The organism is Methylobacterium sp. C25 (assembly GCF_021352225.1).
Lineage (GTDB): Bacteria > Pseudomonadota > Alphaproteobacteria > Rhizobiales > Beijerinckiaceae > Methylobacterium.
On record NZ_JAAUVI010000002.1, the window covers coordinates 276194 to 293371 of the forward strand.

Sequence of the window (17178 nt, forward strand, 5' to 3'; positions counted from 1 at the left end):
GCTAGGCCCAGTCTTTCGGAATGATGATGCCATGCGCCGCCGTCTCGGAGCGTCCCCGCTAATCCTCGCTGCCGCACTGGTGAGCCTCAGTCTCGGTTCGCCGGCCGTGGCGCAAGGCGCTTCGCCGACCTCCCCGTCGGCCGACGGTGTGCTGCCGTCTGCTCCGAACGCTGGCCGCAACGTATCGGCAACGGGCCGCGTCATGCCGCCGGCGAGCGGGCGTTCGCCTGGTGGCGACCGCCGTCCGAACGAATCGTCCGTGGCGGCCGACATGCAGAAGGCTCAAAAAGCATCCGCGGCGCGGGAGAAGGCTTGGGATTCGAAGATGCGCCGGACGATGGGCTCGATCTGCTCCGGTTGCTGACGTCCTTCGGGCGCGGCCCTCGCCGGCGCGCGCCATGATCCTGTTCGAGGGCGTTTCCAAGCGTTTCGCGGGCGCCGACAGGCCCGCTGTCGACCGGCTCGATCTCACCGTACCCGAGGGGTCGACCTGCATCCTGCTGGGGCCTTCTGGCTGCGGCAAGTCGACGACGCTACGCATGGTCAACCGGCTCGTCGAACCGGATGCGGGCCGTGTGCTGGTGCACGGTGAGGATGTGGCAGGCGTAGATCCAGTGCGGCTGCGGCGCGGCATCGGCTACGTCCTGCAGGGAGTCGGGCTGTTTCCTCATCGCAGCGTGGCACAGAACGTGGCCACCGTGCCGGCGCTCCTGGGCTGGCCCCGGCCGCGGATCGTCGAGCGCGTCGACGCGATGCTCGCCATTGTCGGGCTAGACCCGGGCGAGTATCGCAACCGGCGCCCGGAGACCCTCTCGGGCGGGCAGCGCCAGCGTGTTGGCGTGGCGCGGGCCTTGGCCGCCGATCCACCCATCCTGCTGATGGACGAGCCGTTCGGCGCCGTCGATCCGGTGGCGCGCAGCCGGCTTCGAAGTGAGATCGGCGCGATCCTCGAACGGCTCGGTAAGACGGTGATGATCGTCACGCACGATCTCACCGAGGCTCTGCTGATGGGTGACCGGATCGTGCTGATGCGTGACGGCGCCGTTGTCCAGGCCGACACGCCCGAGCGGTTTCTGGCAAAGCCGGCCGACGCCTTCGCGTCCGATTTCATCGGTGCTGATCGGGTCCTGCGGCGTCTGGCGCTCGTCGCAGTTCGCGATGTCGCGGAGTCGGGAACGGCGCCCGGGGCGGCGAAGATCGGGCCCGAGGCCTCGCTCCAGGATGCGCTCGCCGTGATGCTTGCCTCAGGGGCCGACCGGCTCGCGCTGGACCATGGCGGTTCGCCGAGAGTGCTCACCCTCGACGCCGTAAGGGCGAAGATCCGCGAGGACAGCTCGCCCGACGCCGGACTCGCATGCGAAGCCTGAGGCGCCAATCAGCCGGTGGCGGCCGCCTCGCGCTTGCACGCCGCCCGGATGATGCCCGACAGCCCGGCCTCGGCGACGGCGTCGGCCGCATCGGATGGCGAGAACCACTGTCCCTCGCGCTGGCCCCTCTCGGGCCAATCCTTCAGTTGCTTGCGCACTTCCAGCGGAAACACCTTCACCTGGCAAAGCACGGAATCGCGGCTCTTCAGGCGCTTGTCGTAGAAGTAGAAGCCCAGCGGGCGCTTGCCGATATGTCCGACGAGCCCGGCCTCCTCGTAGGCCTCGCGTGCGGCCGCCTCATACGGTTTGCGGCCCTTCATCGGCCAACCCTTGGGGATCACCCAGCGCCGGCTTTCGCGGGACGTGATCAGGAAGATCGAGAAGCTGCCGTCGGGCATCCGTCGAAAGGGAAGAGCGCCGACCTGCCGGCGCGGCTCGAAGACCGATTCCATCTGGGCCGAACTCATTCCGCCCGGGCGCCCGGCCGGAGCCGGGCCATTGCAGGCGTTGATCGGTTCGAGTGTTTCGTGCGCGGCGCCATGAACTCAGTATCCAAGGCTGGCGCGAACGCTCAAGCAGAAATTTATCTGGCAAAGCATTTCGACTTTCCTCGCGCCGAATACGAGGGTCGTCAGGTGACAGGTTCGTGACATCCCGATCGATGATCTGAGATTTCTCTCTCAAGTTGCGCAGGCAAGGTCTGTTGAGACGGCCGACTGTCTCAGGGAACGATGCTGAGGTTCTCGATCAGGGCATTGAGATCGGCCCGCATCGCCTGGATCTCGGGCTCCGTCATGTGAAGCTGGCACATCACGGATTGCCGAACCGCAAGCGCTTCCGTGCGCAGTTCGTGGCCGCTGGCGGTCAGGGAGCATTCCACCTCGCGTTCGTCGGTGCGCCGCCGGCTGCGGATGACGAAACCCGCCGTCTCCAGCCGCTTGAGCACCGGTGTCAAAGTCCCCGAGTCGAGCCGGAGCCGCCGGCCGATCTCGGAGACCGTCACGCCATCGGTTTCCCAGAGCACCAGCAGCACGAGATATTGCGGATAGGTCAGCCCCATCCGCTCCAGCATCGGACGGTACGACTTGGTCATGCGATGCGCGGCGGCGTAGAGCGCGTAGCAGAGCTGATTGTCGAGCAGCAGCGGATCGCGGAGTTCTCCCGTCTGCTCGGTCTGCGCGTTCACCGTGCTCACCATCTCGCTGGGCCCCCTGCCCTCGGCCAGCCGTACCGAGGGAACGAGCGCCGACCGTTCGGGATCGGTGCCGCGATGTGGACATAGCACGGTCGAGGAAGGAAGCCCCTGAGATCCATGCACAAAACTCCCGGGAAATTTTTCATGTTCCCGCACGGATGATCTGTCGATGCGTCGCGCTGTTCTCTTCGCGCGCAACGCCGGTCCGCTGGATCGCGGTCACTCCGGGCCATCCCGAGCCAGCTACACGCCCGCGCCCTGAAGCGCCCGCACGATCAGGATCACCAGCAGCACGGTCAGCAGCAATCCGACGATGTTGCCCGGCCCACGATAGGCGCCGCGGAAGCCGAGATTGCCTCCTCCGAATGCGATCAGGATCAGGATGATCAGGAGGATTTCGACAAGGCCCATCGTGACGCTCCGTTCGGTGTCGGAGGGGCAACGGCGTTCATGGCGTGACGGTTTCGTATCGATGACGTGCGACAGCTATCGCTCGGCCGTTTCCGCCGCCGATTGTCTGCAAGACATGAAGATGACTGGATAGGACGATCCGCCAAGTCGCGGTTCGGGCGGTCGCCGAATTTGGCTCCGCCCGTCTCGTCCAAGTTCTTGGAATGATTGGTGGGCGCACTAGGGTTCGAACCTAGGACCCGCTGATTAAGAGTAAGTTGCTAGTTGCAACCCCCTCGGAGACACGCCAAGCGTTTAGCGCAATTATCCCTGCTTCAACAACCATTTGCGCTTGTCATTCGTTGCCATCGATGTACGTTCATGCATTGCGGGTACTGGTCCGTGCGCGGACATGATGCGGACACGAGCGCGGACATCAGAATGGCGCAACGAATCACGGAGACCTTGGTCAAGACCGCGCCATCGCCTCACGCTGGATCGCGCATCATTTATGACAGCGAATTAAAGGGGTTCGGGCTGCGCGTGACGGCATCGGGTGCTCGCGCCTTCGTCTTAAACTATCGTATTTCTGGGCGAGAGCGCCGCCTGACGATCGGCTCTGTTCCTGAATGGTCGGCTACTGCCGCCCGCAAGCACGCCGAGGGCCTCAAACGGGAGATCGACCTCGGGAAGGACCCAATGGCGGCCCGAGACGATGAGCGAGCAAGCCCAACGATGGCTGACCTTTGTAGCCTCTATCAATTGCGCCACTTACCGAGGAAGCGCGCGTCATCTCAGCGCGACGACCTTGCCGCTATCAAAACAATCATCAAGCCGAAGCTCGGTACCACTAAGGTGTCGCTCCTTACCCACTCGGACGTCGAGGCGTTGCACCGAGACATTTCGAAGCGTGCGCCTTTCCGCGCTAACCGCGTCGTAGCCCTTCTCTCGAAGATGCTCAGCCTCGCAGTGAAGTGGGGGTACCGAGCTGACAATCCCGCAAAGGGAATTGAACGCAATCCAGAGAATCAGCGCTATCGTTATCTCACCCCAGCCGAGCTTGGCAGGCTCGCGACCGCTTTGGAGGCTTATGCCAACCAGAACGTCGCCGATGCGATACGCCTTCTCCTCTTTACAGGCGCTCGCCGGATGGAGGTTCTTAGTGCGCAGTGGGAGCACTTCGATCTTCAAGCAGGCTCCTGGACGAAGCCCACAACCAATACGAAACAAAAGCGAGAACATCGCGTGCCGCTGTCTAGCGCAGCTCTCCGACTGCTTGTGGAGCTGCGTTGCGACGGCAGTGGACCGTATTTGTTTCCGGCACGAACAGGCGACGGCCATCTAACAGACATCAAGAAGGCGTGGGCAATCATCTCCAAGTCAGCTGCAATCGAAGCCTGCCGGCTGCACGATCTGAGGCACACCTACGCCTCTTATCTCGCATCTGCTGGTTACCCGCTGCACATGGTAGGCGCGCTGCTTGGCCACACACAGACACAGACCACGCAACGCTACGCACATCTGCTCGATGATCCTCTTCGTCAGGCGACAGAAAAGGTCGGATTGCTTATTGAAGGTAAATCGGGCGGATGACAGCGCGAATAGACGATCGAGACCATTGGTCAGTCCAGGAGAAGTATCAGCGGACGAAGAATGTCCTTTATGCTGTTCTAGCGATTGGACGATGGCACAGCAGGCCGGGTGCGAAAGAATCCGCGCCGCATTGGGCGCTGGACGCTTGTGCGGAGGTATTTGAGAAATCTATCGACGGCCTTGAACCTGTTGTGTCGCGCAAGCGTGGCCCTACGCCGTGCGCAAAAGATAGGGAGCGCATAGAAGAAGTGGCGAGAGCACGTCTCGCATGGATGCAGGACACGACAGGTTTGAGCAGCAGTAGGAAAGCTCCACGACTCGGAACCTTATTTCGAAAAATCCTGGAACGCGAAGGCGAGACTGACCCCGAGACTTTAAGGAGCGCCGTCAGACGGTTGAAGAACTCGTATGGTCCGGAATTTAAGGACCAAAATGGAAATCCGACAAATGAACGGGTTGCAGCCGAGGCCCGCCGATATGCGTTGCGAAGCGTAAGATGAACATAAGCTCGACACTCAAGTGGAACAATTAGACCTCTTGTTTGACCTCTTCATCCGCGATGTGATCGAATACACTTGTACGCACCTCAAACGAGCCGGGCGACGAGTGATCCATGGATATGATTAAAGGATACATGGAGAGACAAGAGCTGGCGGTAGCTCTTAGCATCCATGTTCGGACTTTAGATCGGTGGCATCTTGAAAGACGGGGGCCACCTCGGATCACCATTGGCCGACGCATTCTCTATCGTGAGGCCGCAGTCAACGAATGGCTTCAGGCCAACGAGGAAGCTGGTACGGTTCATCGGCGATGACTCAGCGAGCTTCACTAAATCAGCCGGTGCTCGCATGCCTGTATTTATTGCGAGCGCTTCTAACCTCGATCAGGGGCTTGATGACGGCTCGCGGACATAGCTCACTCGGAGAGCGCCTATCCGGAAGCAGTCTTTTCGAGGGTGACGCCCGTAGGGGCTATCCTGGAGTGAAAACGGTAGGCTCGCGCGGGCCCTCTACGCTCGAAAATGCGCTGCTGCGGCTGTGCGACGAGATCTTTGCACCCGGGTGCAAAACCGAGGTGCGGCCATGACGGGCGCTCGCAAACTCACTTCTGCGCCCGATACGCTTTCCAACGTCATTCCGCTATGGCCCGACATCGTCGTTTCGGCTTCAAAACCCGAGACCGGGAAGCGCCGAAAAACTCGTAGGAAGAGCACCCCAAAGGGGTCAACCGTGGGATCAATGACGCCATCGGTTCAGGCTGAAAACGTCATTGATAATAGTGGTTTGACAATGACCCTAGGGTCCACTCCCTTAGCGAAAACGGACGGTTCGGGGTCATCGATCCCACGGGATAAAGCGGATTTCCATCAGCTCGTCAGGAAACTCTCGAACGGGCAGTTGCGTAAGCATTTCCGCCTGGAGGCTCACTCTCACAGCGACATGAAGAAGCGTCGCAAAATGCACGGTGCAGTAGTGCATCCGATGTTCGAGGAATTCCGCTCGTTTTTGTTGCTCGTGGGGCCAAGGCCTGCACCGCAGTACACCTTAGACCGGGTGAGCCCGCATGATCCTGAATATGGGCCGGGGAAGGTTCGATGGGCTGACAAGCGCACGCAGGCGAACAACCGCCGCAACACAATCTACCTGACCGCTGATGGCGAGACCCTGTCCCTCGCGACCTGGGCCAGACGCCGAAACATGGACCCAAAAACCCTCCGCAAACGTCGGGATTACGGAGGGTGGACGGACCGAGAGATTATCTACGGGCGGACCGCTCAGACATCGCCGCAGATAGTTGACCAGCCTCCTGAGGTGAGGCCGTCCGACAGTGACGTTTGGCCTAGATTGAAGCGGGATCTTTGGGAGGAAGGCTTTCAAGGGTTCGTCGCCTACGCCAAGCACGATCCAACCCTGAAATGGTACACGGCTAGGCTGAACCGAGAGGTGTTTCTGGCCTGGATCGGCGGCAACCTGCTGCGGAAGGTGAAGAGCGAGCTGCGGGATAAATATCCCGGCTATGATGACCCCGAATACGACGCCGAGCCGCCCGAAGTCCGGAGAGACAGCTACTTCACCATCGTGGCGGCATACGAAGAGCCGGTTCGGCGAGCGCGGAGCGCCACGTTCAGCGATCGTGCTCTGTACGATCTCCTACGAAACTTCCTGAGCCGTTATCCCGTCCGGACGCTACCGCAGGACTGGGCGAGGCTCTTCAAGCGCCGTGAGGAGGAGTGATGCCCCTCTGCACATGTTCAGGCCGGCCGGCGCAGCCAAGCCCAGAGGCCTCGGGGAGCCGTAGCGAGTTCCCGCCACCGATCGGCTTCCTGGCGAGCTTCCGTCAGGCGCGTGCGCTCGATCTCCAACACGGCGTTCAGGATATCGACCTGGGCGGCTTGCATTCGCGACGCATCTCGATCGGTTACTGCCGTGGCAAGCTCCGCCTCCAGGCGCTCGATATGCCGCGTCAGCACGATGACGGCTTCCGAGATGTCACCCTTGTCGCTGGTGACATCCCCGGTGGCATCACCCGCGATGTCCCTGGCGTCGTCACCCGTGATGTCCCTGGGACTGTCACTGGAGACGTTCCGTTCTGCCTCCAGGCGCTCGATCGGCACCGCGACACGCGCTTTGCCGTCGTTCCCTTGGGTCTTGTGCCAGCCGCGACGGATCGCGAGACGCTTCGCGCTGGCTGTCGTGATCCCAAGGGCTGCGCCGAGATCCGCGTAGGTGAGCAGCTTGGTATCCAGGGGGTCACCCCCTCCATCCCCGGTGACGCCGCTGGTGATGTCCCGGTGGTGTCCCTAGTGGCGAGGGTGACGCTGGTTGGTTAACCGATCGTCAACGAAGATGTAGACCCATGAGAGATTGTCCAAAAGGCCCAGCAAAGGGAGGCCGTTAAGGCAATGGCGGACACTATGCCGATCTCCGATCCGGAGGGGTTTCCGACCAATGCGCAACTCAAAAAATGGAAACGCGCTCGACAGACAGAGGCTATCGTCGAGTGGTTCGGCCAAAATTTTGAGGACCCCGCCCATAGCACTCCGTACAACAGCGAGGAGGGCGGTTATCTCTACATATGGGGTGGTCCGTACGATACGAGTGAGGAGATCCTAGACAGGTTCGACGGGATCGCTTCGAAGGGCGCAATTGCTGACGCTATCTCCGAGCTGGAAAGCGAGGGTTCGGAGTGGGCACCGTCCCAAAGCCGCATTCAACCGGAAGAAGATGATTATGACGGGGCTTACGGGCCCTCTGATCATGCAGAGTTGCCTTTGGAAGAGGGATATTGGCGTGCTGAAATTGGGGCACGTCTAGATCAGCTTGAAACGGCCTTAGCAGAAGCGGGCCTAGGTCGTGCCGGAATAGGGCACAACAATCCCCCTTCTCCCATTCAAGATGATAGCCCTATCGAAGCTGCCGATCTCACTGAGATCCAACAGGCCATCGGTGAGGTGCGTACTCAAACAGTCGCAGAAACCCCTGATGGCGATAAGCTTTCCAGGCGTGCATCGCAGTTCAAGAACGTGGCACAGGCAATAGGCGTCTGGCTTGCTAAGAAGGGAGATCTGGCCTTCGACGAAGGGATTAAGATTGGCGTCAAAGTTTTAGGGGCTGGGGCGCTGTTCCTGTCAGCACAACCCGAACTTGAGAGGGTGCAAAGCGCTCTAAACCACGTTGCTGATGCCATCGTGCAGTTTGTCCACCTACTTGGCTTCTGAAATCAGAGGTGGGTCCTGGGCTACCCGGTCAGGGTTGATGACGAGACTGATTATCCCGTCATCAAACTCTCTTCGTCAGTGACCGAGATAAGCTACGACCAGGATGATCGAACCGATCATACCGAGACCGTATGTGACGGCTAGTATCGTGTATCCGTATACGAACATGGGGTTTCTCCCTTCTTCTTCTTCCACACCGGACAATCCCGGTGTGGGGATCGGTGGTTAGATTTCCGATCCGTTTTATTTAGCGATTTCGGTTTTTCAGGCAGCTCAAACGCCCGCACCCACGCCCTGATGGCGAGTGCCAAAATAAATTCCGAAGGCGGGAGCGTTTTGCTGCCCTTCGTAGTTTTCTGGCCAGCAGCTCGTCTGTTCCGGTTATGCCGCGGCACCCTCGAAAAAATATTTTCGGTTTAGGGGCCAACTAGACACCTGAAAAAGGTTCTAGCCCCGCCGAAACTCTGTTCGGTTTCCAGCCCGCCCTTACCCGGCGGGTTTTTTCGTGTCCAAACAACCTCTTACAACCCAAGCCATCCTCAAGCCCGCCCTTACCCGGCGGGCTTTTTCATGTCCGGAGCCCACCATGACCTACTTAGAGATCGCTACTGTTGCTGGCCCCACCCTCGCCAGTATTGCCGCATGCCTTACGGCTGGAGCCACACTCCTCGGGGCTTTGACCAGCTTCCTCGAACAACGCCGTAAGCATCAGCAGGCCAAGCGACGTCAGAGCGGGAAGGCCAAGCGTCCCCCGGTTCAGAAGGCATAGCCCCATGCATAGCTCGCGCGTTCTTACCCTCTGCTCTGCTTTAGGGCTTGCCGAGCCGAAGTTTTGCACCCAGGTTCAAAACAACAACATCCCTCCTCTCCACTAATTTGAGCAGCACCCCAAAGGGAGCAGCACGATGACCAAAGGCCGGTTCGTTGCCTATTACCGCGTGTCCACTGATCGGCAGGGTCGATCCGGGCTCGGCCTGAAGGCGCAGCAGGAGGCGGTGCGTCATCACCTGAATGGAGGGGCTTGGGAGCTGATCGCAGAGGTGACCGAGGTCGAGAGCGGGAAGCGCAATGACCGACCCAAGCTTACCGAGGCCCTGCGATTGTGCCGGCTCTACGGAGCAACCCTGATCATCGCGAAGATCGACCGGCTGGCGCGCAACGTCGCCTTCATCTCGAACCTGATGGAAAGCGGCGTGGACTTCGTGGCCGTGGATTTCCCGACCGCAAACCGGCTCACCGTGCACATCCTGGCCGCTGTCGCCGAGCACGAGGCCAAGGCCATCTCTGAACGCACCAAGGCTGCACTCGCTGCCGCAAAGGCCCGAGGCACCAAGCTCGGTGGTGATCGCGGTCAATTCATGGATATCCGCCACCTCGGGAGCGATCACAGCGTGGCGGTCCGGCAGCAGAAGGCCGACCAGCGTGCAACGGATCTGGCTCCGGTCATCCGTGAGCTTCAGGCGGCCGGCCTGACGGTGGCGGCTGTTGCCCGTGAGTTGACCCGGAGAGGCATTCCGACACCCCGAGGCAAGCACACCTGGGCAAGCCAGCAAGTCGTGAATGTCCTAGCCCGTGTTCCGGCACCCCCGGTTCAGTCGGATATCTCCAAGCCAGTGCGACGGCTGATAATCTAAATCCACTCCCGAATATCGATTGACTACGGATGTAGCGGGAAAACGGGTCTCCTAAGCCACCTGACAACCCGATCTAAGTCGATATTCGGCATGATCAGGGACAAAGCGTCCGTGTAAGACAGAGTATTTCTCAAAAATCGTCGCTTTTGGTATCGACCGACTGGTTAATAAGTGAAATTCTGGTGCTCAGCCATTGGTAATAGAGCGCCATGATCCTGACATCTCATTGGTTCGCAAAGCTTCCGCGCGATCACATCAAGATCGGTGTTTCTAGCGGCACGCCTTCTGGCTTCAAACATCTGCCGAGGATCGCGGAACTAGCTCCCGGACCTTACTTCAGGACCGCAGATGCCGAGACCTACCGGTCTCGCTACGTCACCCAGCTTGCACAGCTCGATCCTACCCAGATCGTCGATCGTATTGATCAGCTCGCACAGGGGCAGACCCCGGTACTCGTCTGCTGGGAAAGGCCCGGTACCGGCGACTGGTGCCATCGGGCGTGGATCAGCGTCTGGCTCGCTCACAGGCTTGGATTGATCGTCGAGGAATTCGGCCTTGAAGGTCGGGGCTTCGGGGCATCGCATCCGATGCTGCCCGAGGAGTACCGCCGACCCCAGTCTACGCCGGTCCCGACCCTTTTCTGATGCTTTTGGAGGATCTTGGAGATGGTCGATAGTCTGGCTGAAGGCCACATGATGCGTTGGGGCGCTTACACCTTCAAACTCACGACGGCGGCCTACCAAAAGCTTCGCAGGCAAGACACGTGGCGCTGGGCGACGCAGGAGCGCTTTGCGAACGATCCGGCAGAGCAGTTCATCGGCCGTGGGTCGAAGACGATGCTCCTGGAGGGCGTGATCTTCACCGCCTACAACCCAGGCCAGGGCGTCAGCGTAGCCCTGACGACGGCGGTAGGTACCCATCAGCTCGATCTGCTCCGCTACTACGCCGACCTGGGCGAGCCGCAGCAGATGGTGGACGGTCGCGGCAACGTGCTCGGACCTTGGGTTCTCGTCGGCATGTCTGAGGAGAGCGAATATTTCCTCGTGAATGGTGCCCCTCAGAAGCAGTGCTTCGGTCTGGAATTCCGCTACTACGCCCCCGACAGTGACGGCGGCTATGTGCAGTACGCCAAGGCGTCGGCCGCCTCGGTGCCCCTGCCTTCCCTCAGCTCAAACATCGCTTCGCAGCTCCAGGCCAGCGGACTGCCCGCTGATATCGCCCAGTCGCTCGGCAACCTCTCGCAGACATTTCAGGGGGTCAACTCGAACGTCATCAGCACGGACACCGTCTCGAATTTGGCCACCACGATCGGTGTCACGTTCGGCTTTGCTGAAGGTGGCTATCAAGTCGCCCTGTCGGTCCTGCAGAGGCTCACGAATGCGGGTGCTCCGGACATCACCAGCATCGTGAACACCGGCCTTCCTGGTGCGGCCTCGGCCTTTGCGCACATCGGGATCACCGATCAGGCGGCCGGCAACAACGTGCTCGCCCTGGCACAAAGCGCACCGGGCAATCTCGATCGGGGCACGTTCATGACCAACGCCGCCACGCAGATCGTGGAGGCCAGTGGCCGGCTCGGCGATATCGGTTCAGAACTGAGCCTGGGCACCATCGACCAGAACGACCGTGTCGCCGAGATCCTGGGCACGCTTGCCGGCTCCAAGGCCTCCAATCCCGAGACGTTCGCCGCGGCCTTCCCGGTCGAGACCTACGGCGAGCTGAACGTGATGACGGACAACGCCTCGTCCTTCGCCTCGAACATCTCGGCGGTCACCGAGGCGAGCCGCCGCTAGCGAACCACTCGGAGTGTGCTCATGAAAACCGCCCAGTGGGCCACATACAGCGGCCCAGGACGCATTGCCCTCAGTCAGGCACCAAGGGGCACACCGAAGGGCTACCGGCTCTCCAAGGCTCTCTACTTGGGCTCAGACGCTACTCTGGCGGAGGTCCAGGCGAGCTTCGCCTTGGCCGACGCCTGTGCGATCTGGCGAGCCTTCCACCTGCTCGTTTACCCGCATGAGCCCGTCCTGATGGGTGAGGCCCCGCTCGACGTGGACAGCTACCGGATGCAGGTCGCTTGCTGGATTGCGAGCCATACGGGGGAGAGCATCCCCGAGCTTGATCCGAAAACGTATCGGCCCACGAAGCAAGGCTGGCCAACTTTGCATGGTCTCCATTCTGCCAATCAGCTTAATCAAGCAAAGATCTTGAGATTGCACCCAGGTTCAAAAAGATCGATTTCTTGACGAAGAATGTAGTCAAACGTATAGACATCGTCCTCTAGCAATAGGGGACTTGACATGACTTCCGATCATATTACGTTGGCCACTGCAGGCGTAGTCGGAACCGGAGAGGGATCTCTATATACGGCGACACTTGTGCGGGGTTGTCTCTATGTTCTTCGGGACAAAGTGTTCCGTCGAGACGAGCCCGTAATCGTCAATCAGTGGGAGCGAGACCATCTCGCAAAGCATGCAGTCGAGCGCATTCTAAGGGCGAATTTCGATCCTGAGATCGATGATCCGGAAGATGCAATCGAAGCGGTATGCGCACTCACTTTCAAAATTCTGGAGTGAGAGCTGATGACCACTAGCATGTTCGACTTGTGGCCCTCCTGCACCCCCAAGGGTGGCGATCGGTCGAAGGTGGCCAAGGCTGCACCGACCAAGCTGGAGCCGGGTGCCAATAGCCCAGGTGAGAGCGCCATTCTGCGGGTACTGCGCAGCGGCCCGGTCACCACCGTCCAAGAGATTTCCCGAGAAGCTGGCCTCTCTCCCGAGGCCGCTGCCCTGCACATCCAGCGCCTTCAGGGCCGCAACCTTGTGCGAAGAGGCAGCACCTACGCGGGCTCCAGCTTCTACGAAGCTACTCGTCGGCCGATCTGACGATAGAGACCCCTTTCGAGCCCTAGCTTGGCAGGCTCCGGGGCTTTGAGAGGGAGGCGGGAAGCGTGCGGTCAGCGCATCTCGCTTTTGGAGGCGGCGGGGATCGATCCCTACGGTCCTCGCCGCTGCCTTCAATCCTTCGAGGAGCATCATGGAAAATCAAGTTCTCTCCGTCCGGCTACCTCGGAAGCTCGTTCAGGCCATTGATCAGCTTGCGATAGGGGATGGGCTCAATAAAGCAGCCCCTCGATCCGAGGTGATCAGAGATCTTCTCGCGAAGGTCGTAAGATCAGAGAGGCGAAAGCTATCGCGATGACTGTGAGAGCGACACGGGTAAGTTTTCCGTACAGGCTGGCGCACCACGACGATTTCCCAGGGGCGATCGTCATCCCTGATCAGATCGTCAGGAAGCTCAATAGCAGAGTGCACAAGGCCGGCGACAATGAGTGCTGGCGGTACATTCCGACCCGACCGTTCCGCTTCGTCGGCATCCTTCACGAGCCGAACCCGGCTCGCTATTTCGGGATACAGTGGACCGATCCCGAGACGGGCTTTTTTCAATCGGTCCCGGCCCATCGGCTGGCGCTGATCCAGGACAGTGGTCCGATCTCACCTGACCTTCTGGCCTGTCATCTCTGCGCGAACCCGTGGTGCTGCAATCCAGCGCATCTGTACGAGGGCACCTACAAGCAGAACGCCGCCGATCGCGTGCTGATGGAGGCCATTCTGCGCCATAGGGGCACGACGAAAGGTGTCGTGCTGCCTCGACATCCTCGATCGCAGATCGTCTGCGAGGAGCTGATTAGCGGTGTAGTTGACGTTCATGCCCGCAGTGCGTCCGTTGCCAATCTTAGCGGGCGCTCTCTGTTCCCTTCTCGCCGCCCTAGGCCTGCAAGAGCCGCAGTACAGCATCCAATCTGAGCATTAGTTCCGAGGCATCGAGTAATTGAAAAGCGACGCTTCCTAGACATCTGCTGGTCTGCCATCGGTCGCTAGATTAGACAAGCGGATGTTCGGGTTTCGGCAGTAGGTGGCGGAAATCTCTCGGTCCGCTTCGAAGCTTTTGCGGCAAAAAACAAACATTCTGCGCGGCATAGCTTGTCGCCTTAGCGTAGCTCTTCTTCGAAGTGCAGGCCGTCTGCGTTTGTATGATATCCAATGTTAGGCTGGCGTTATTATTGGGGTTGACGAACAAACGATCAGTTGTCGGGCCCCGCGGGTCATTGCCACGTAAAGGTGGCGATGATCCATAACACTTGGGTTAAGGATGACTGCAACATCGGCCTCTAAGCCCTTTAGCAAAAGCGTGCTGCCTACCGTGCGGGTTGCGAGGGGACGGCCTACGAGGCGGGACCGTTCCCTTACTGCAGTCGCAGCATCCGCGGGTGTCACTCCGTCTCGCCCGCGGCATGCCTTCAGCATGTCGTAGGCACCCCGTAGGATCGCCGGCCGGTGGGCACGGACGCCACCTTGGCTGTTGATCACCGATAGTAGGTCGGCCGCCGCGGCGTAGCTCGGGGCTTCGGCGAAACGCAGCGCGACTTCTTCAGCTCCAGTGGGCGCGATCCGAGCGCGTCCGCTTCGTAGGGTTACCAGACGCTGTATCATCGCGGCGGCGCCTACATTGGTCATAACGCTGCCGGCGAAGCTGATGACATGTTCGACAATGGTCGGGGAGGCGAGATCGAAGTTTTCGCCGAAGGCGACGAGATCCCGCATGTCAACATTCTCTACCACGACGCCGCCCGGTATTTGACCGGCGAAGTTCCGCTGCGCGTCTGGGTTGGTCGAGTCCGCCATAATGAGGACGCGTCCGTCGGCGACTGACGGCCTGGTAGACCCAGCCCCGAGACGTAGCCGATGGTCGTTAACGCCATCGAGCTGCACCCAACTAACGTTGGCGGGCGCCGTGCGGAGATCAACGGCGCCGCGAGCCTGTAGAAGGTGGCGCATTTCGAGGAGCCATCGGCCAAAAGCCTCTTCGCCAACATTGATCCATCGCCACGGCGTCGCGAGCTCCCCCGCATCTGGAAACTGTGGCTTCACCTGAGCTTCCCAATCCGCGGTCGGCCCTGCGAAATTGAAGATAGCCTGGAGGGGATCGCCAAGGACGCAGGTACGTAAGGCGGCGCTCGCGTTCGCGACGATCTCATGTTGGACCACGGAACAGTCCTGATACTCGTCCACGATGAGTCGGTCGTAGGTCGCTGCAAGGACGTCGTTGATGTGGCCGGTCATGAGCAGACCGCGTGCAGCGATGCGGATCGCTGGGTAGTGCTGTCGCGCTTGGGACAGGGTCAAGATTTCTGGATCATGGCCGCTGCGCCGAGGAAAAAGGGTGAGCAGCCGCATGGCCCAACCGTCAATTGTCGCCAGCCGGTACGCCGACGTCGCGACTTGGGCGCGCTCCAAGCGCCCGCGGAGTGCAGCTACCCCGGCATTGGTGTGGGTCAGGACCAGGACGGGTTTGCGGCCTGCATGGCGACTCAGAGCATGTGCAATAAGGTGGGTCTTGCCACAGCCCGCCGGAGCCGTAATCGTGCCCTGGTCGAAGGCAAGGAGATCGATTTCAGGCTCCACGGAATATCCACTGCTTAATGTCGGAGATCGTATTCCGGAAAATCTCGTCTGCGGTGGCGAGGTTTGGAAAGACAATGTCCCGCGCCGCCTCTTCCATCCTGGTGACCGACTTAAACCAGGAACCCTTCTTAGAGCGCGCGGCTTTGCCAAGCGTCTCTCGGGTTTGCAGGGAGAGCCCAACCCTACAGGCTGCAAAAGTGTGCTGGCCGTTGGAAGCGGAGCGAATATGGTCGTCCACTAGGTCAGCATCGAGCAGCTCGACTGCGCGTTCCAGTAGGCTGCCGACTGCAGCGTCCGAAAGGCATCGGAACATTTCGTCCTCAAGCGCGCAGCCGTCTCGCCACTTGAACACTGCGCCACCGTTTGCGAGGAACGCAGCTTCTTCGGCAGCCTCAGGCTGGACGTCGTCATCACGCAGGACAGCTACCCGGTAGCCTAGTCTCTGAAAAGCGCTAGCCCGGCCGTAGACCTGGGCGATGCCCTTTGCATCTACCCAGGCGATGCCGGCCGCAGTAATCGACTGCTCGCCGAGTGCGCTGCGATAAAGATCCATGCCGCGCAGAAGACCAACTTCACTGGCGCCTTCACAGACGACGATGGACGGCGCAAGGAAAGCCTCCGGATAGAGTCTGATCGTGCCCTGGACGTCGTCCGCGGTCCCCACCGTCCTCGCTTCGTGGCGGCCGCCGATATTGCGGACCACAAATAGCTGATCGCCACGGAGCTCACGGATTGCAACAGGCGAATGGGAGGTAATGAAGGCCTGCAGGGGAGGCGCCGCGTCTTTAGCGCCAATGGAGGTTAGTAGGCGGAGGATGCGGTGCGGTTCAAGACCGTGCTCAAGTTCGTCGATGAGCACTACAGTCGCCTTCTGCGCCGCTTGGCGTTGGAGACCGGCTAGGAGCAGTCGGGTCGAGCCGATTCCTAATGCCCGGAGTGGTACGCCATCAGCGCCGTGGAGCGCGATGGTACCGCCGCTGAAGGAGACTGAGTGGGTGTCGAGCATCGCCTTCAGACCTTCGCCGATTATAATGCCAAGGCTCTGGGCCGTCGCCTCGACGATCCGCAAGGTGCCTCCCAACTGAGCGTCGGCAAGGTCACCGAACGTCGCTCGCGCATTGCGGGCGGCGTCCGCTAGGGCGGCCGCCATCTCCGGTCGCTCATCGGATAGGCGGTTGAGCACCGAGCCCCGACGCCACGCGAGGTTATGGTCCGCTAAGCCGCCAACGCGGTTCGGCGCGAGCTGTGCGCGGTCGGCCCAAGTTAGGAATCGTGACTGGCCGGCGGTTTCAGCGCGATCGGACACTAAGGTCCAGACGGGGTCTAGGTCGCTGCCTACCGATAGGCGGACGCTGAGGACAGTCTCCGCTTGCGCTTCCGGCTCATCCTCGACGACGCCAGTCGCGGCATTGAAGCTGCGAAGGTAGGTCCCGTAGGTCTCCATGCTCTTCAAGTCGTCGTCCAACTCCCCGACCGTTGCGGTAATGACAATCGGGTTGGTGACATTCAGTCGATAGAAGTCGGCGTCAGTGAACGTCAGGGAACGGCGGGCGCCAAGGCAGAAGTCGATGGCGTCCAAGATCGAGGATTTGCCGGCATCGCCGGGGCCGATCAGGCAGTTGATCCCCGCAGAAGGAACCCAGGCGAGTTGTTGAATGCAACGGAAGTTCTTGATCTCGATGTGACGTATCCGAGCCATCTTCCTTCTCCCTCAGCGGAGAGCGGCACGCGATGGCCAGCCCCCTTTACAGCGGTCAAACCTGGTGCCTGCCGCTTAGATTCTTTTTTCAATGGAGTGCAGCAGTTTACGATAGGT

General features: G+C 60.4%; 19 protein-coding genes. 13 read left to right on the plus strand and 6 right to left on the minus strand.

Annotation, left to right across the window (positions count from 1 at the left end):
• The first annotated feature begins 31 nt into the window (after positions 1-31).
• Complete coding sequence (locus tag HCU64_RS07650; RefSeq protein ID WP_233383232.1) at positions 32-364, plus strand: hypothetical protein; 333 nt, start codon at positions 32-34, stop codon at positions 362-364.
• A gap of 34 nt (positions 365-398) precedes the next feature.
• On the plus strand, positions 399-1367 hold the full coding sequence (locus HCU64_RS07655; protein WP_233383233.1) for an ABC transporter ATP-binding protein: 969 nt from the start codon (positions 399-401) through the stop codon (positions 1365-1367).
• Positions 1368-1375: 8 nt separating this feature from the next.
• Here HCU64_RS07655 and HCU64_RS07660 read toward each other — a convergent pair whose 3' ends face one another.
• The 3 genes from HCU64_RS07660 to HCU64_RS07670 form a co-directional block, all read right to left on the minus strand.
• A complete protein-coding gene (locus HCU64_RS07660; protein ID WP_442785925.1) occupies positions 1376-1819 on the minus strand; it encodes an NUDIX hydrolase in 444 nt (147 codons plus the stop codon).
• A gap of 269 nt (positions 1820-2088) precedes the next feature.
• A complete protein-coding gene (locus HCU64_RS07665) occupies positions 2089-2565 on the minus strand; it encodes a MarR family winged helix-turn-helix transcriptional regulator (protein ID WP_442785926.1) in 477 nt (158 codons plus the stop codon).
• Positions 2566-2805: 240 nt separating this feature from the next.
• A complete protein-coding gene (locus HCU64_RS07670; RefSeq protein ID WP_233383236.1) occupies positions 2806-2973 on the minus strand; it encodes a DUF3309 domain-containing protein in 168 nt (55 codons plus the stop codon).
• 420 nt (positions 2974-3393) lie between these two features.
• Between HCU64_RS07670 and HCU64_RS07675 the strand changes: the two genes are divergently transcribed.
• From HCU64_RS07675 to HCU64_RS07680, 3 genes are all read left to right on the plus strand, one after another.
• Positions 3394-4545, plus strand: a complete 1152-nt coding sequence (locus HCU64_RS07675) for a tyrosine-type recombinase/integrase (protein ID WP_233383237.1) — start codon at positions 3394-3396, stop codon at positions 4543-4545.
• 634 nt (positions 4546-5179) lie between these two features.
• Positions 5180-5359 (plus strand): helix-turn-helix domain-containing protein, encoded by a 180-nt coding sequence (locus HCU64_RS25590; RefSeq protein ID WP_442785939.1) that lies wholly within the window; start codon positions 5180-5182, stop codon positions 5357-5359.
• 268 nt (positions 5360-5627) lie between these two features.
• A complete protein-coding gene (locus HCU64_RS07680) occupies positions 5628-6779 on the plus strand; it encodes a hypothetical protein (RefSeq protein WP_233383238.1) in 1152 nt (383 codons plus the stop codon).
• A gap of 17 nt (positions 6780-6796) precedes the next feature.
• Here HCU64_RS07680 and HCU64_RS07685 read toward each other — a convergent pair whose 3' ends face one another.
• Positions 6797-7159, minus strand: coding sequence for a hypothetical protein (locus HCU64_RS07685; RefSeq protein ID WP_233383239.1), 363 nt, complete (start codon positions 7157-7159; stop codon positions 6797-6799).
• Between the two features lie 288 nt (positions 7160-7447).
• Here HCU64_RS07685 and HCU64_RS07690 point away from each other — a divergent pair, with 288 nt between their 5' ends.
• The 8 genes from HCU64_RS07690 to HCU64_RS07720 all read left to right on the plus strand — a co-directional run bounded on the left by HCU64_RS07690 (position 7448) and on the right by HCU64_RS07720 (position 13703).
• Positions 7448-8263: a hypothetical protein gene (locus tag HCU64_RS07690; protein ID WP_233383240.1), complete on the plus strand. Its 816-nt coding sequence runs from the start codon at positions 7448-7450 to the stop codon at positions 8261-8263.
• Between the two features lie 905 nt (positions 8264-9168).
• The gene (locus tag HCU64_RS07695) at positions 9169-9897 is read left to right on the plus strand and encodes a recombinase family protein (RefSeq protein ID WP_233383241.1); all 729 of its coding nucleotides are present in this window, start codon (positions 9169-9171) and stop codon (positions 9895-9897) included.
• 209 nt (positions 9898-10106) lie between these two features.
• Positions 10107-10541 carry a hypothetical protein gene (locus tag HCU64_RS07700; RefSeq protein ID WP_233383242.1) on the plus strand — a complete coding sequence of 145 codons (435 nt, stop codon included), beginning with the start codon at positions 10107-10109 and terminating at the stop codon, positions 10539-10541.
• 21 nt (positions 10542-10562) lie between these two features.
• Positions 10563-11690: a phage tail protein gene (locus tag HCU64_RS07705; protein WP_233383243.1), complete on the plus strand. Its 1128-nt coding sequence runs from the start codon at positions 10563-10565 to the stop codon at positions 11688-11690.
• A 21-nt stretch (positions 11691-11711) separates the two neighbouring features.
• Positions 11712-12143, plus strand: coding sequence for a hypothetical protein (locus tag HCU64_RS07710; RefSeq protein ID WP_233383244.1), 432 nt, complete (start codon positions 11712-11714; stop codon positions 12141-12143).
• 336 nt (positions 12144-12479) lie between these two features.
• Complete coding sequence (locus HCU64_RS07715) at positions 12480-12782, plus strand: winged helix-turn-helix transcriptional regulator (protein ID WP_233383245.1); 303 nt, start codon at positions 12480-12482, stop codon at positions 12780-12782.
• Between the two features lie 151 nt (positions 12783-12933).
• Positions 12934-13098 (plus strand): ribbon-helix-helix protein, CopG family, encoded by a 165-nt coding sequence (locus HCU64_RS25595; protein WP_442785927.1) that lies wholly within the window; start codon positions 12934-12936, stop codon positions 13096-13098.
• On the plus strand, positions 13095-13703 hold the full coding sequence (locus tag HCU64_RS07720; protein ID WP_233383246.1) for an HNH endonuclease: 609 nt from the start codon (positions 13095-13097) through the stop codon (positions 13701-13703). The genes HCU64_RS25595 and HCU64_RS07720 overlap by 4 nt, the downstream gene beginning before the upstream one ends.
• A 240-nt stretch (positions 13704-13943) precedes the next feature.
• On the opposite strand, the gene HCU64_RS07725 is transcribed toward HCU64_RS07720, so the two are convergent.
• Both HCU64_RS07725 and HCU64_RS07730 read right to left on the minus strand, forming a co-directional pair.
• A complete protein-coding gene (locus HCU64_RS07725; protein ID WP_233383247.1) occupies positions 13944-15362 on the minus strand; it encodes a UvrD-helicase domain-containing protein in 1419 nt (472 codons plus the stop codon).
• Entirely contained in the window at positions 15352-17061 is a 1710-nt protein-coding gene (locus tag HCU64_RS07730) for an ATP-dependent nuclease (protein WP_233383248.1), read from the minus strand. The genes HCU64_RS07725 and HCU64_RS07730 overlap by 11 nt, the downstream gene beginning before the upstream one ends.
• Positions 17062-17178: the final 117 nt, after the last annotated feature.